The organism is Kitasatospora sp. NPDC002965 (assembly GCF_040611255.1).
Classification (GTDB): domain Bacteria; phylum Actinomycetota; class Actinomycetes; order Streptomycetales; family Streptomycetaceae; genus Kitasatospora.
Window position 1 is genome coordinate 40,185 of sequence record NZ_JBEXNT010000056.1, and the last position, 14,552, is coordinate 54,736.

13 protein-coding genes are annotated in these 14,552 nt (G+C 75.4%); 5 read left to right on the plus strand and 8 right to left on the minus strand.

The window, feature by feature from the left end; translation table 11 throughout:
* Positions 1–233: 233 nt before the first annotated feature.
* A complete protein-coding gene (locus tag ABZY91_RS21940; protein ID WP_355404608.1) occupies positions 234–752 on the minus strand; it encodes a hypothetical protein in 519 nt (172 codons plus the stop codon).
* A gap of 243 nt (positions 753–995) precedes the next feature.
* Positions 996–1,937, minus strand: a complete 942-nt coding sequence (locus ABZY91_RS21945) for a hypothetical protein (RefSeq protein WP_355404610.1) — start codon at positions 1,935–1,937, stop codon at positions 996–998.
* Between the two features lie 252 nt (positions 1,938–2,189).
* On the opposite strand from ABZY91_RS21945, the gene ABZY91_RS21950 reads away from it, so the two are divergent.
* From ABZY91_RS21950 to ABZY91_RS21960, 3 genes are all read left to right on the plus strand, one after another.
* On the plus strand, positions 2,190–2,621 hold the full coding sequence (locus tag ABZY91_RS21950; RefSeq protein ID WP_355404612.1) for a pyridoxamine 5'-phosphate oxidase family protein: 432 nt from the start codon (positions 2,190–2,192) through the stop codon (positions 2,619–2,621).
* A gap of 213 nt (positions 2,622–2,834) precedes the next feature.
* Positions 2,835–3,287, plus strand: a complete 453-nt coding sequence (locus tag ABZY91_RS21955; protein WP_355404614.1) for a MaoC family dehydratase — start codon at positions 2,835–2,837, stop codon at positions 3,285–3,287.
* A 336-nt stretch (positions 3,288–3,623) separates the two neighbouring features.
* On the plus strand, positions 3,624–4,883 hold the full coding sequence (locus ABZY91_RS21960; RefSeq protein ID WP_355404630.1) for an MBL fold metallo-hydrolase: 1,260 nt from the start codon (positions 3,624–3,626) through the stop codon (positions 4,881–4,883).
* 108 nt (positions 4,884–4,991) lie between these two features.
* Here ABZY91_RS21960 and ABZY91_RS21965 read toward each other — a convergent pair whose 3' ends face one another.
* The 5 genes from ABZY91_RS21965 to ABZY91_RS21985 all read right to left on the minus strand — a co-directional run bounded on the left by ABZY91_RS21965 (position 4,992) and on the right by ABZY91_RS21985 (position 11,443).
* A complete protein-coding gene (locus ABZY91_RS21965) occupies positions 4,992–5,945 on the minus strand; it encodes a DUF389 domain-containing protein (RefSeq protein WP_355404616.1) in 954 nt (317 codons plus the stop codon).
* A gap of 182 nt (positions 5,946–6,127) precedes the next feature.
* Entirely contained in the window at positions 6,128–6,484 is a 357-nt protein-coding gene (locus ABZY91_RS21970) for a hypothetical protein (protein WP_329880434.1), read from the minus strand.
* 58 nt (positions 6,485–6,542) lie between these two features.
* Positions 6,543–7,121 carry a TetR/AcrR family transcriptional regulator gene (locus ABZY91_RS21975; RefSeq protein ID WP_355404618.1) on the minus strand — a complete coding sequence of 193 codons (579 nt, stop codon included), beginning with the start codon at positions 7,119–7,121 and terminating at the stop codon, positions 6,543–6,545.
* A gap of 75 nt (positions 7,122–7,196) precedes the next feature.
* Positions 7,197–9,962, minus strand: coding sequence for a DUF6493 family protein (locus tag ABZY91_RS21980; RefSeq protein WP_355404620.1), 2,766 nt, complete (start codon positions 9,960–9,962; stop codon positions 7,197–7,199).
* On the minus strand, positions 9,959–11,443 hold the full coding sequence (locus tag ABZY91_RS21985) for an SWIM zinc finger family protein (RefSeq protein ID WP_355404622.1): 1,485 nt from the start codon (positions 11,441–11,443) through the stop codon (positions 9,959–9,961). Before ABZY91_RS21985 ends, ABZY91_RS21980 begins: the two co-directional genes overlap by 4 nt.
* Positions 11,444–11,602: 159 nt before the next feature.
* Here ABZY91_RS21985 and ABZY91_RS21990 point away from each other — a divergent pair, with 159 nt between their 5' ends.
* Both ABZY91_RS21990 and ABZY91_RS21995 read left to right on the plus strand, forming a co-directional pair.
* Positions 11,603–12,511, plus strand: a complete 909-nt coding sequence (locus tag ABZY91_RS21990; RefSeq protein WP_355404624.1) for an acyl-CoA thioesterase domain-containing protein — start codon at positions 11,603–11,605, stop codon at positions 12,509–12,511.
* Positions 12,512–12,649: 138 nt separating this feature from the next.
* On the plus strand, positions 12,650–13,300 hold the full coding sequence (locus tag ABZY91_RS21995) for a TetR/AcrR family transcriptional regulator (RefSeq protein WP_329948877.1): 651 nt from the start codon (positions 12,650–12,652) through the stop codon (positions 13,298–13,300).
* A gap of 37 nt (positions 13,301–13,337) precedes the next feature.
* On the opposite strand, the gene ABZY91_RS22000 is transcribed toward ABZY91_RS21995, so the two are convergent.
* Positions 13,338–14,552, minus strand: a 1,215-nt coding sequence (locus ABZY91_RS22000; protein WP_355404626.1) for a sulfite oxidase, incomplete at its 5' end; no start/stop codon positions are given.

The following is a 14,552-nucleotide window of genomic DNA, read 5'->3' on the forward strand; positions in this document are numbered from 1 at the left end:
CCCGTTCCAGGAGCACACCTGAGGGCCGCTCGAACTCCCCCCGGTGCCCCCCGTCCCCCCGCCGCCCCCGGGGGTCGGCTTGGTGCCCGGGTCCTCGGTTCCCGAGCAGATCACGTTCACCTCGCAGCGGGTGGCACCCCCGGTGGGGGTCGGCTCCGCCGCCGCGACGGTTCCGGGGGATAACAGCAATGCGGTGAACAAGGGCGTACCGAGCACCAATCGCCGTACCGGTTTCAGCATGTTCGTTGCACCTCCCGCTTGAACTCGTGGATCAGCCAACGCGTTTCGAACTGTCGTAGGGAAACGGTCGCCGGGTACCGGGTGAGCCGGTTCGGCGGGTCCTTCACCGCGCGCGTGGTGGCGTCGGCCTGGTGCCAGCCCGACACGTCGAGGCAGTCCTCGATCACGGCGGTGTGCGGATCGGCGGCCAGATCGAGGTTCTTCACCACCGGCGAATTCCGCGGTCCGCCGGTCATCACCAGTTTGGCGTCGTGAAGTTGTTTGAGATTGACCAGGGCGTCGGTGAGTGCCTTCCCGGAGGAGAAGGTCTCCAGTCGCGATCCGTCCGAATCCGTACGCCCGTAGGCCTCCACCTGGGCTTGCCACCAGTCCTGATAGGCGCTCAGGGCGTCCCGGGCGGCCGCTCCTTCGGGTCCGTCCGTCGGCGCGTTACCGACGTTCGGCGAACCACCCGAAGGGGTTACCGGAGTCACCGCCGCGACCGTGGGCGCACTGGTCCCCAGACGCTCCACGGAACCACCGTCACCGCTGCTCCCGCAGGCGCTCAGCAGCAACGCCAGTACCAGTCCGCCGACCCCAACCGCCCCAGGGCGCAACACATTTCCGCGCTGCCGCATCGCCCCACCTCGTCGCAGCCGACCACGCGTGTGGCCCGTGGCCGCCAAAGAATTCCGCCGTCCCGCCGATGTTGCCCCCGAGGGCATCGATTCTTCGCCAAACCGGTCCTTCACGGCAACACCCAGGGCCCCCTGACCTTACGCGGAAGGCGGATCCGTCGGGGCACTTTCCCGCCACAGAAGGGCCAACAGTTCTTCGGAAAGCGACAATCCGGCCAATGCACCCCGAACCGCGGCCCGATTGCGCATCAACAGCCGCCCTCCCTCCGGCGGTACGAGCAGGCGCACACCCGGCGCGTCACCGTGGTTCGCCGGCGTAGCGGCGGCACCACCGGGCCCGCCCCCCGCGGAGTTGCCCGGCCCTCCGCCCGCCGCGCCACCGCCACCGCCACCGCCGTCGAGGAGTGCGCCGACGGCCGGTTGCAGGTCGAGCGGGCCGACGGCGGCCGGTGCGCCCGGCACACCCTGCTGGAGCACCGTGGTGAGCGCCTGGCTGAACGAGCCCGCGCCGCCCGGCAGGACGGCGTCCCGACCACGTCTGCCGGGGGTGTAGCGGCCCGGGGCGTAGCGGCCGATCCGGCCCCACAGCGGGACCCGCGAGTAGTTGAGCAGTTCACCGATACCGTCCTCGCCGGCGCTCCGCTCCAGCGCGGTCCAGGTGTCCTTGTCGACCACCGCGTCGACCAGCAGCAGCGCCTCCTCCTGGTCGCCGTGCACCATCGCGCTCACCACCCAGTCCCAGGCCAGCCCGCGCCGGTAGGCGTTGTCCGTGGTGGAACCGCCGGTCACCAGGGCGAGCCGTCGCCCGCGCGGGTCGGCCACCAACTGGCCCACCAGGCAGACCAGCAGCCACCGGCCCGGGCGGGCGGCGGCCTCCCGGACGGCGGTCAGCATCGTGTTGGCGTCCGCCCCGGGCTCCACCACCGTGACCCGGCTCCCGGCCGCGCCGGCGTCGAAGCACATGCCGGGCAGGACACCGGCCAGCAGCCGGGCGCCCTCCGCCGCCTGCGCCGAGCCGCCGAAGCCCCGGTCCGGCCCGCCGTCCGCCCCGATCACCACCAGATCGACTCCGCTTGCCATCCGCACCGCCCCCTCCTGCCCGTCCCCGGCCGTCCCGGGACCGCCCGCCGCGCCACCGTCCGTCGATGCCCGGCCACGCACTGCTCGCCGATGTCCGTGGCACCCGCGCGCGCTGCGGCACGCCCCGCGCGCCCCGGTGCCACCCGCCGGGCAGGCTACCGTCCCGCGCGCCCACCGACGGGGCTCCCGACCCTGCCGCTCAGGGACCATGGGCCCTATCGGCCCGCTCCCGGCAGCGGGACGATCGGACCCATGGACCGTGACGACCAGCTGGAGGCCCTGACCGAGGCCGCGTGCCTGCGGCTGCTCAGCACCGTGCCCGTCGGACGCGTGGTGTACACCGAGCACGCACTGCCGGCCGTGCTGCCGGTCTCCTTCGACGTCACCCCGGACGGGCGCCTGTTGCTGGCGGTGCGCCGGGACAGTGCCACCGCGCGCTGTCTGGACGGCACGGTCGTCGCCTTCCAGGCCGACCGGCTGGACCCGGTCACCCGGACCGGCTGGAGCGTCCTGGTGCACGGCCGGGCCGATCTGGTGCGCGAGCCGGAGCAGGTCCGGCGGGCGCTCCGCTCGGGGCTGCGGCCGTGGGTCGGCGATTCGGACCCGCTCTTCGTGTCACTGGTGCCCGAGCTGGTCAGCGGTCGCCGGCTGCTACGGTCCGGCCGCTCGGTGCAACGTTCCTGACGCGGTGGTCCCCGCCCCGGAGCGGGGGCCACGCCCCCGTCACTCCTGACGGCCCCGCCACCCCGACCGCCCGACCCCGTGTGACGGTACGACGGTGTGACCGGTACGACCGCGGGCACCGGCACCGGCGCGATCGCTGACAGGTGACCGGCGAGTAGGCATACTCTGCGGAGTTCGCATCCCGCCCTCGCCGCCGCCCCTCAGGAGCGCACCGTGACGACCTTCGCCTCCCTCGCCGAACTGACCGCCGCCGTCGGCACCGAGCTGGGCACCAGCCAGTGGCACACGGTCGACCAGGCACGGATCGACCTGTTCGCCGAGGCCACCGGCGACCACCAGTGGATCCACGTCGACCCGAAGCGGGCCGAGGAGAGCCGGTTCGGCTCGACCATCGCGCACGGCTACCTCACCATGTCGATGATCCCGGTGCTGGCCAAGGAGTGCTACGGCGTCGAGGGCGTCCGGATGGCGCTCAACTACGGTTCGGAGAAGGTCCGCTTCCCGGCGCCGGTGCCGGTCGGCACGGCGATCCGGGCGACGGCCGAGCTGGTCTCCGCCACCGAGGTGGCGGGGGGCGTGCAGGCGGTGGTCCGGTTCACCATCACCAGCGCGGACAGCGGCAAGCCGCACTGCGTCGCGGAGACGATCACGCGTTTCTACGCCTGATCCCCGGGGAATCCGCCGGTCACCGGGCAGTACACCCGTCTCACCGATCCCACCCACCTCGTCGATCTCATCGACCTCACCGACTCCCGCCGGGCGGGCCGGACCGGCGGACGTCCGGGCGCGCCCTGGCGGGTACGCCGAACGGCGCGTGCCGGGTCGCTCGCCGGGTCCGAACGGCCGACGACGAGTAATCTCCGACGAGATGGTTGTCGTACCGCACCGGTGCCGTCGCCGGCGGTGCGCGCCCCGGCATGCCCGGTATCCATAGCCGTCCTTGGAGGTGCCGTGCCCCGCCCAGCCGCCCCCTGGTACACCCGTGTCCCCGGCCTCACCTCGATGCTCACCGCTCCCCCGGGCCGCCTCAGCGGGCTGCCCCGCACGGCCTGGCACCGGGTCCGGACGGACGCCTTCGGGGCCGATCCGCGCGGCGACCGGCTGTCCCGGATCCACCGTTCGCCGCAGTTCTCGGACGGTGCCTTCCGCAATCCGGTGCCCACCCGCCGGCTGGTGTACGAACGCAGCCCGCTGGAGATCACCCGCGCCCAGCTGGCCGCCGACCGGACCCGCCGGGTCCCGGCCGCCGCCGTGCCGCTGCACCGGCTGCTCCCGGTCGACCTGGCCGCCCCGCCCGCCTCCGGCCTGCGGCTCACCTGGCTCGGCCACGCGACCGTGCTGGCCGAGCTGGACGGCCGTCGGGTCCTCTTCGACCCGGTCTGGGGCGAGCGCTGTTCGCCGTTCGCCTGGACCGGGCCCAAGCGGCTCCACCCGGTGCCGCTGCCGCTCGACGAGCTCGGCCCGGTGGACGTCGTCGTCATCTCCCACGACCACTACGACCACCTCGACATGGGGACCGTCCGGGCGCTGATCGGCACCGGCGCGACCTTCGCCGTCCCCCTCGGGGTCGGCGCCCACCTGGAGCACTGGGGCGTGCCCGCCGGGCGGATCGTCGAACTGGACTGGTGGGAGTCGGCCGAGGTGGCCGGTCTCACCCTGACCGCCACGCCCGCCCGGCACTACTGCAGCCGCGGCCCGCGCACCAGCGCGCTCTTCCTGTGGGCGTCCTGGGTGGTGGCCGGCGGCGGCCGGCGAATCTTCCACAGCGGGGACACCGGCTACTTCCCCGGCTTCGCGGAGATCGGCCGCCGGCTCGGCCCGTTCGACGCGACGATGATGCAGGTCGGCGCGTACAGCGACTTCTGGCCCGAGGTGCACATGACGCCCGAGGAGGGCGTCCGGGCCCACCTCGACCTCGGCGGCGACGTGCTGCTGCCGATCCACTGGTGCACCTTCAACCTCGCCCCGCACCCCTGGGAGGAGCCCGCCGAGCGGGTGGTCGCCGCCGCGCGGGCGCTGGGCGCGCAGCTGGCGGTGCCGCGCCCCGGCAAGCCCTTCGAACCGGCCGACCCGCCCACCCTGCGGCTCTGGTGGCGGGCCGTGGCCGCGCTTCCGCAGGACGGCGCGCCGCTGGTGGTACCCGACGACGCGGCCCGCGCGGCGGCCGACCCGAAGACGGTCGGCGGGAAGGCGGGCAGCGGGAAGACCACGGGGCGCGGCGGTCGGCCGAAGGCGGCGGAGGACGACGGCGTGCCGGTCTGAGCCCGCCGGCGGCAGGACCACGGGCGGGGCCGGCGCGGACGTGGGCGCCGGGCCCCGGCGGGACCGGGACCGCGGGGCGCCGACCGCGGGTACGGTCCCGCCGGGCGCTCAGGAGGCGGAGGCCGCGCGCTCCTCGGCCCGACGGCGGAGCAGCCGCCAGGCGCCCTGCTGCACCAGCAGCGTGAGCACCCCCGCCACCACGATTCCGGCCATGTTCAGCAGCAGCTGGAGGCTGGAGCCCGAGAACTGCCGGAAGTCGCCGTACCCGAGCGCGACCGCCGCGTTGGCGGCGGCCGGCACGGTGGTCACCGAGATCGCCACGCCGACCAGCATCCCGGCCTTGGCCGAGGTCAACGAGAGCAGCCCGGCGATGCCCGCCAGGAAGGCCACCACGAACGAGGTCGCGTCCGGCTGCCAGATGAACGAGGTGTTGGGTCGCGCCCCGTCGAACCTCTCCTGGCTGAACAACCCCGCCGCGTCCATCAGCAGCGAGAACACGACGGTCAGTGCCATCGCCACCGCGAACCCCGCCACCAGCGCGTTCAGCGAGCGCAGGGCCGGCCGTGACCGGCGCTGAACCAGCGCGACGCAGAGCCCGGCCAGCGGGCCGAACTCCGGCCCGACCGCCATGGCGCCGACGATGAGGATCGCGCTGTCCAGCACCGCGCCACAGGCCGCCAGCATCGTCGCCACGGTCAGGAAGGCCAGGTAGACGCCGGTGAGCGTGGACTCCTCGTGGGTGATCTCGGAGACGGCCTCCCAGACCAGCGCGTCCGCCCCCTCGCCGGGAGCGAGCCGTTCCGCCTCGTCGGCCGCCGCCGAGAGGGTCAGTTCGATCTCCTCGACGTCGATCGCGCCGCGCGCCGGAAGCCCCGTCGCCCGCAGCCCGCCCAGCACCTCGTCCGCCGACTCGCGCGCCACGTCGCAGAGCACCACGTCCCCCGGCGGCCGGACGGCCGCGTCGGGGAGCAGCACCACGTGGGTCACGCCCACGCAGTCGTCCAGGCACTTCAGCACGGTGTCGCGCAGGTCGACGGGAACGATCAGGCGCAGGTGCAGCACGGATGCTCCGGACGGGATGCGGCGGCGGGGAGACCCGATCACCATAGACGGCCGCCCGTCCGACGGCCCGCCGAGGCTGCCGGTCCGTCGCACGGCACGCCCGCTGACCGGGCCGCCCCCGCCCGGACCGGACCCCGACCGGACCGATCGTCAGGCGGACTCACCGTCAGGCGGACTGACCGTCAGGCGGGGCGCTTGGCGAGTTCGACGAGGTCGACGGTGGCGCGCGGGTCGGCGACCTCGATGACCAGCCGGCTGTACCGCTCGTCGGCGAGCTCGATCACCACCGCCTTCTCCGGGTTCTTGACGTCCCAGAACACCCACTCGCCGCCCGAGCGGAAGGTTCCGGCGGTGATCAGCCCCGGGAAGTGCGTTCCGCCGACCCGGATCCCCTTGGGCTCGCGGAAGATGCCGGGGTCGACGGTGGCGCCCCGGACGTTGCCGATCGGGATCTCTATCCGGCTCCTGATCGCCCAGAGGCGGTCGAGGCCCTCGATCTCGACGACGAGGGTGTGGTCGGTGACGCTGACGTGGGCCATGGAAGTGTTCCTCTGCTGGTGGTCGACGATGCTCTGGTTGTTCCGGGTGAGGACCTGCTCAACCCGTCGGTTCGGCCCCGCCGGCCGCGCCTGTCCCGCCGAACCGGCCGGCGAAGGCCAGGAGCGACGCGGCCGACGGCCCGCCCACGCCCGCACGGGCACGCAGCCGCAGGCCGAGGACGGTCGCGGCGAGCATCTCCGCGCCCGCGGGCCCGGCGCTCTCGCCCCCAGCGGGCCCGGCCGCCCGGGCGACCGCGGTGTCGAGCGCGGCCAGGCCCTCGGCGACCAGTGCGCCGACCTCCGGATCGCTGCCGGCCCGTTCGACGGCGGCCGACAGCAGCAGTCCGCCGGCCGGGCCGCCGTCGAATCCGGCTGCCGCCTGCACCAGCAGCTCGGCCAGCCCGCCGGCGGTCCCGAGCGCCGCCGCGAGCGGCAGCACCTCCTGGTCGAGGTGGCGGCGCAGCGCGGCCAGGTAGAGGCCGCGTTTGCTCCCGAACACCTTGTAGAGGCTGCCCCGGTGCACTCCGAGACCGGTGACCAGATCGTCCACCGAAGTCCCTTCGTATCCCCGGAGGGCGAACAGCTCCGCCGCCGTCTCCACAGCTCTGTCCTCGTCGAAGGCGCGTGGTCTTCCCATGGCGATGACTCTAGGAGTTAAAGAACGCCCGGTCAAGAACGAACGTTCTCGAACCCTCCGCCGCCCCTCGCTCCGTCAGCCGGCCAGCACCTCCCGCAGGGCCCGGGCGTGCTTCACCAGTCGGCTCGACCCCGGCCGGCCCGCCGCCTCCGCCAGCCCCGGCACCTCGCCGCGGGCACCGCAGCGGCGCGCGGCGTCCGCCGCCACCGCCAGCACGTCGGCCGCGCCGCGCACCCCCTCACCGCCGAGGAGCGCGGGCAGGACGGTGGCCAGCACCGACCAGACGGTTCCGTAGGCGCCGGTGTCCGCGACGGTGACCAGGGAATGGGCGAGCCGGTTGGGCTTCACCGTGCCGAGGGTGACCAGCTCGCCCAGCTCGCGACCGAGCAGCGCGCCGTCCAGGTCGCCCCGGGCGGCGAGGACCAGCAGCGCGTCCACCGCCGCCGTCCGGTCGTCGGGGAACCGGGCCCCGAGGCCGTAGGCCACGGCGAGGTGCAGCGAGAGCCCGGCCGGGCCGCCGCCCTCGGCGAGCACCACGAGCATCCGCCCCGCACCGCGCCGCTCGCGGTCCGCGGAGTCGGCGAACCAGTCGAGCCAGCGGGCCGCCTGCTCCTCGCGATGGTGCGGGAGCATCGCGGCCCAGTGCGGGCTGGGCTCCCACTGCCACTCGTTCTGCTTGCGGGCCCGGTCGACGGTGGGCTCGGTGCCGTCCAGCAGCGCCCAGAACTCCGCCTCCAGGCGCTCGCCGGCCGGGCCGACGGGTCCGCCCCCGCTGCCGGTCTGGGTGACCGCCACCCGCTTCACCGTCTCCCACCAGCGGTCCCAGTAGCGTTGCCCGGTCCGGGCCTCCGGGCCGGGCGCGAAGACCACCCGCGCCGAGGGCTGCGCCGGCAGGCCGCCCTCACGCAGCCACCGGGCCGCCCAGCGGCCGGCGGGCGAGGTCAGCCTGTCGGCAGCCGCCCGGACGGCCGCGTCGGTCGTCGGGGCCACCCGCAGCAGGGCGGCGCTCAGGTCGGCCTTCCCGACCGCGACGCCGGCCGCCTCGTGGACGGCCAGGCGCTCCACCAGCACCTCGGCCGCGACCGCACCGGTCGCATCGGTCGGGGTGGCGAGGAGCAGCGGCGGAAGGTCGGTGGTGACCCGCTCGGCCGCCTCGGCGAGCCGGGCGGCGATCGCCTCGCCGTACACCGTGTTGTGCGGGCCGCGCAGCGGGTGGCGGCCCTTGTCCTTGAAGACGGAGCCGCGCCGGTGGGGGTCGACCAGACCGGCCACGGCCGCCGCGACGTACAGCACCTCGCCGGGACCGCAGTCGCTCCACCGGCTGCCCTCGCGCCACGGGTTCACCCGTAGCACCGGCTCCAGCGCCGCAGTCAGCGCCGCCCGGTCCAGGTGGGCGTGCCGGACCAGGCCGTCCAGCACCCGTTCGAAGACGGCGACGTCCGGCCGGCCCGAGGCCAGCAGCACGGCCAGCTCCTCGGCCACCTCGGCCGGGGTGGCGAGCGGGTCCCCGAGCGGGGCGGGCACCGGGACCGGCGGGAGCAGTTCGCTCCACGCGGTGTCGTCGTCCTCGCCGCTGCCCACCGGCGCGCCGAACAGCTCACCGGCGCGGGCGTGGTGGGCGGGGTTGAGGGCCTCGGCGGCGAGCCGCAGCTCGGGCAGGACGGCCTCGCCTGCCGCCTTGAGCCGGCGGGCCACCACGTTGAGCGCGCGCTCCTGGATCACCGTGTCGGGGTGGCCGAAGGCCTCGGCGGCGGCCAGCACCACCGGGCCGGAGCGTTCGGGCGAGCGCCGGGCGGCCTGCTCCAGCCAGGCCAGCTGGGCGCGGACCAGCTTCTTCTCGCTGCGGAACAGCACCACCGACGAGGCCTCGACGAGCACCTCCGGTCCGACCAGGCCGGCCTCGTCCAGCCCGGTGAGCACCTGCTGGGCGTGGCCGGCCACCGTCGAGAGTCCGTCCAGCACCGCGACCAGGTCGCGGACCCGGGAGGCGTACTCCTCCGTCGTGGGCGCGAGGGCGACCAGCACGGCGAGGAAGGCCTTCTGGTCGGCCGGCCGGCCACCGCGGACCAGTCGGGCCACGCAGAGGTCGACCAGCTCGGCGCGGTCGAAGTGCGGGCCGCCCGCCAGCCCCGCGACCGCCTCCGGCCAGGAGTCCCCCGGCCGGTTGCTGTACCGGGAGTCGAACGGCCAGGCGACGTCGTCGAGCTCGAACACCCGCGGCAGCAGCACCGGTGTGAAGGTGTCCGCCCGCAGCCGCTCCAGCAGCGTGTCGGTGGTGCCCCGCGGGCCGGACTCGGCGCCCGCGGCCGAGCGCACCCACTCGGCGACGAAGTCGTCGGAGGCCGGCACCCGGCAGCCCGTCCGCCGGACAACCCGCTCGATCAGCGGGAAGAGGTCCCAGCTCCAGCCGGATCCGCGCTTGGCGGCGAGCCGGCCGACCACCTCGATCTGCCACTCCTCCGGCTGGGCCTCGACCACCGCGCCGAGCGCCGGGTGGCGGGCCCAGGACCGGCCGGTGAAGTCGCGTCCGCCGATCCAGGTGGCGGCGCCCGCCGCACCGACGTGGCAGCCGGCTCCGGCGACCAGCAGCGCGCCCATCCGCTGGTTGGCCGCCTTGGACCAGTCGCTGCGGGCCTCCTTGCGCATCTCCTTGAGCACCGGGACGCAGGACCGCCGCTCGGCCGGGCCGAGCGCGGCGACCAGCCCCGGCACCTGCGGGACCCGCCCCTCGCGGACCGCCGTCAGCAGCGCGTCGACCGCGGCCGACGCGCCGCCCGTGACGCCTGCGGCGCCCGTCCCGTCCGTCGCCCGCACCGCGCTCATCGTGTCCGTCCCGCTCATCGCGCCCCCTCCCGAAGGATCCCGTCGTGACCGGCCCCGCCGACGGCCGTCCCGCTCTCCACGGCCCCGCTCCCCGCGGCTCCGCCCTCCACCGCGCCGCTCTCCGGCGCGCCGCCCCGGAGGGCCGCCTCCCGAACCATCCCGACCGCCAGGACGTGCTTGCACGGCCCGCGCCCGCCGCGGTACTTGGCCCACCAGAGGCAGGTGCAGCCGAGCGCGCCCGCCGCGTCCGTCCGCACCCGCTGGACGTGGTCGTCCACCGTCACGGTGGCGAGCGCGCCGCTCTCCTGGCGGACCGCCCCCGCCGCCACCAGGGCGCGCGCGGCCCGCAGCCGCGGGTTCCGGTCCTCGGCCCGCCCCGCGTCGTACGGCAGCTGGCGGTGGAAGTAGGCGGCCTCGGCGGCGTCGTAGCCGATCTGCCCGCCGGTGCCGAGCCGGGTGAGCGCCGCCCGCACCCGGGCCGGGGTGAGCCCGGACTGCTCGGCCAGGTCGGCGACCTCGATCCGCGGCTCCCAGGCGAGCAGCGCCGCGACCAGGTCGGCGTCCGGCTCGGCCGTGTCGGTGGCCAGCGCGCCGAGCACCCCGCCCTCGCCGGAGAAGCCCCGGGAGGCGTCGGGTGAGAGGGTGAGCGTCAGGCGCATCCCGGGCAGCACCACCTCCCAGGCGGAGGCCGCCGGGCCGTCACCCGCGACCGGGCCGTACACCCGCAGCGCCAGCGCGTGCCGAAGCACCCGCTGGAGCGCGGCCAGCCGCTCGGGGCCGGGCAGGCAGACCGCACCGGGCACCGGCCGGGTGGTCGGGCGCAGCGTCCGGCCGGCCGCGACCACCCAGAGGGCGGTCCGGGCACCGGCCCGGCCGCCGCCGCGCGGCAGCGACCGCAGGAAGCGGACCGCCTCGGCCGCGGGCAGCTCGGCCCGCAGGTCGAACCCCGCCGCGGTGACCTGCGTCTCGGCGAAGCCGCGCAGCCAGCGCTCCGGCAGCGGGACCTTCTTCTCGACGACCGGCCCGTCGAAGGTGGTGACCTCCAGGGCGTCCGGTCCGACGGCGAGGTGCAGCGGCTCGGCCCGACCGATCCGGGAGAGTGCCTCGCGCAGCGGGTTGTTGACGTCGACGTTGGTGGTGCCGTGACCGATCTCGTCGCCGTCCAGGCCGGCGGCGAGCACGTCGAGGCGGGCGTAGACGCCGCAGCAGCCGGAGAAGGACTCGAACCGGAGCCGGTCGCCGTTGGCGGTGACCACCGGGTCGAGCGAGGCGCGCAGCTGGGGCTGGTAGTAGCGGGCGGCGGCGACGTCGGCGACCGCGAGCAGCGCGGCGGCGGCCGGCGCGGGCTCGGCCAGGAAGCCCGCGAAGAAGCGGGGGTGGGCGGCCGCCCCGAGCGGGGTGGCGCCGCCGGAGGTCTCCAGGGCGAGGCGCCGGCCGGCCGCGCCGTCGAGGACGGCGGACGGGCGCAGATAGGCGTACGCGTGTGCGGATTGCGACATGCCGAACACGTTAGGTCAGGGCACTGACAGTCGGGCTCCGGCGCCCTCCTCCACCCGTCCCGAGCGGTCCCGACTGGAACAGGTTCTACCCGCGAGGTTCCCCCGAAAGGGTTACCCAGGTCACAACGGTCGGCGGGCGGCTTCTGTCACTATGGGCCCGTGACCGAGCTGACCGAACAGGAGAGACGGGCGACCGACACCGTCGGCCCGTTCGCCGAGCTGCTGCTGATCGAGCGGCTCGACGAGAACACGTTCCGCGGCCACTGCCACGCCGGAGCGCCGATGCGCGCGTTCGGCGGCCAGGTCGCCGCACAGGCCCTGGTGGCGGCCGGGCGGACGGTCGGGACCGACCGCGCGGTGCACTCGCTGCACGGCTACTTCCTGGTGGCCGGGGACCCGGCCCACCCGATCGACTACCGGGTCGACCAGGTGCGCCAGGGCTCCTCGTACGCCACCCGCCGGGTGACGGCGATGCAGAAGGGCGAGGCGGTCTTCACCCTCTCCGCGTCCTTCAAACGCCCCGAGCGGGCCACCGACCGGCACCGGGAGATCCCGTCCATGCCGGGCCCCGAGGAGTTGCCGGACGTCTTCTCCTCCTGGGACGAGGAGGCCCGCGCGGCGCTCGCCCGCAGCGGCTTCGGCGCCCTGGAGCTGCGGTTCGTCCCGCCGGACGCCCCGGGCGTGCCGCCCGCCGTCCCGGGCATGCCGCAGCAGTTCGTCTGGCTGCGCACCGGTTCCCCGCTGCCCGCCGACGACCCGCTGCTGCACGTCTGCGCGCTCACCTACCTCTCGGACCTCACGCTGGCCTCGACGGCCGGGCTGCACCTCCAGCCCAACTTCTTCCAGCGCACCGAGCCGCCCCGGCTGCTGATGGCCTCGCTGGACCACGCGATGTGGTTCCACCGGCCGTTCCGGGCCGACGAGTGGCTGCTGTTCGCCCAGCGGAGCCCGTCCTCCTCGGACGGCCGGGGGCTGTCCCTGGGCGAGTTCTACGACCGGGAGGGACGGCTGGTCGCGTCCGCCGTGCAGGAGGCGCTGATCCGCGAACGCCTGGTCGCACCGCGCTGACCACGGCCCGGAGCCGACGGCGGGGCGGTCACCGGGGCGGGGCCGGCCCGCGGGCCGGCCCCGGTGACCGGGGGGAGAACGGCGGGCGGCCTGTCGGCGTCATATTCCTGAGCGGCCACGGCCCGTATCATGGTGCGGGTGACCAAGGTTGACCTGTCACCACGGCCGGTGGAGGCGATGTCTCCGCGTCAACTCGAACGCCGCGAGAGTCTGATCGCGGCAGCGCTCGCCCTGGTGAACGAGATCGGCGTCGAGCGGCTGCAGATGAAGCAGGTCTGCGAGCGGTCCGGAGTCGCCCTGGGGACGGCGTACCGCTACTTCTCCTCCAAGGACCACCTGCTGGCGGCCGCCATCGCCGAGTGGCACCGCCTGCTGCTGGCCGACCTGGTGGCGGAGCTCCGCGGACCGCGCGCCGGCCTGGGCGCCACCGACCGGGTGGTGCGGTTCGTCCGCGGCGGCATGCGGGCCTACCAGCGCCAGCCCGAACTGGCCCGGCTCCGGGTGGCCGTCGCCGCCTCCACCGACCCCTTCGCCAGCGAGGCCCTGCAGGGCATGGCCCGGGCCGACAGTGCCGCGCTCCAGGCGGTGATGGCCGAGGTCCCGGCCGCCACGAGCGACCTGGTGCGGCACATCGTCGGCCACGCCTGGCAGGGCGAGCTGACGGCCTGGGTGACCGGCCGCACCACGCTCGGCGACGCCCGGCGGCGGCTGGAGGACGTGGTGCGGCTGGTGCTGGCCCCGTACGAGACGCCCTACCCGGCCCCGTACGAGGTCCCGTCCAGCGCCTGAGCCCGGTGGGGGCGGCTGCGGCGGACCCCGGGCGGAGTCAGGCCGCCGTCACCGGGTGGACCACCACCGCGTCGAAGAGGTAGCCCTCGCGGTTGAACACCGCCACCTCGGGCTGGGTGTTGCCGCGGCGGTCGGTCGCCCGGGCCCGCAGCTCGTACGGGCCGGGCCGCTCCGGACGCCAGTCGATGCTCCAGCGCGTCCAGTTGTCGGCGCGGGGCTCGTCGAGCAGTTCGGCCCGGTGCCACCGCAGGCCGCCGTCGGTGGACACCTCGACCGTACGGACCGCCGCCGCACCCGACCAGGACCGGCCGTACAGGCGGTGCCGGCGACCGGCGGCCAGCACCGCCCCGCGGGCCAGCTCGAAGGCGCTCTTGACGACCTGGGTGGTGAGCGGGGCGCTGCCGCCGGCCGGGTGGTCGGGGCCGAAGAGGCGGTAGAAGTCGGTGTTCCAGGGCGAGTAGAGCGGGTGGTCGGCCACCTCGACCGTGCCGACCCACTTGATCGACGCGATCCCGATCCAGCCCGGCACCACCAGCCGGACGGGCGCGCCGTGGTCGGGCGTCAGCGGCTCGCCGTTCATCTCGTAGGCGAGCAGTACGTCGTCCAGCGCCTTCGCCACCGGCAGCGGGCGGCGGACCCGGCCGAGGCTGACGCCGCCGGACACGAACTCCGCGTCGAGGCCGCTGGGCAGCACGTCCACCGCACGACGGCTGATCCCGGCCCGGCGGAGCACGTCCGCCAGCCGGACCCCGCGCCAGCGGGCCGAGCCGATGCCGCCGAGCGTCCACTGGGTGCCGGTCACCGTCTGGTGCTGCTGGCCGGCGTAGAAGCTGCGGCCGTTGCCGGCGCACTCGACCAGGGCGCTGATCGAGTGCGCGGGGAGGTCGTGCAGGTCGTCGAGGGAGAACTCGACCGGCCGGTCGGCGGTGGGTGCGCCGCGCAGGCCGCTGCCGAAGAGCCGCAGCCGCCAGCTGTCGGCGTCGATCAGCGGCGTGCTGGTGTGGTTGCGGACGAAGAACCGCTCCACCGGGATGTGACGGCCGACCGGGCCGCCGTCCGCGCTCCCGCGCAGCGCGTCGAACCGCATCTCGGCGTTGGTGCCGCGCGGGACGAACCACTCGGCGGGCAGCGGCTTGAGGATCCCTGGCACCGGCCCGGCGGTGGGAGCGGCGGCGGCGAGGCCGGCGGACGGCGGCGCGACGGGCTCGGCGCCGCCCGCGGACCGCGGCGCCGCGAGCGCGTCCGGCGGGGC

What these genes read in the sequence shown, in the direction of transcription:
- ABZY91_RS21980 (WP_355404620.1), bottom strand. Translation starts at nt 9,962, where the DNA reads ATGAGCGGGACGGACACGATGAGCGCGGTGCGGGCGACGGACGGGACG.
- ABZY91_RS21970 (WP_329880434.1), bottom strand. Translation starts at nt 6,484, where the DNA reads ATGGCCCACGTCAGCGTCACCGACCACACCCTCGTCGTCGAGATCGAG.
- ABZY91_RS21975 (WP_355404618.1), bottom strand. Translation starts at nt 7,121, where the DNA reads ATGGGAAGACCACGCGCCTTCGACGAGGACAGAGCTGTGGAGACGGCG.
- ABZY91_RS21950 (WP_355404612.1), top strand. Translation starts at nt 2,190, where the DNA reads ATGGACCGTGACGACCAGCTGGAGGCCCTGACCGAGGCCGCGTGCCTG.
- ABZY91_RS21960 (WP_355404630.1), top strand. Translation starts at nt 3,624, where the DNA reads ATGCTCACCGCTCCCCCGGGCCGCCTCAGCGGGCTGCCCCGCACGGCC.
- ABZY91_RS21985 (WP_355404622.1), bottom strand. Translation starts at nt 11,443, where the DNA reads ATGTCGCAATCCGCACACGCGTACGCCTATCTGCGCCCGTCCGCCGTC.
- ABZY91_RS21945 (WP_355404610.1), bottom strand. Translation starts at nt 1,937, where the DNA reads ATGGCAAGCGGAGTCGATCTGGTGGTGATCGGGGCGGACGGCGGGCCG.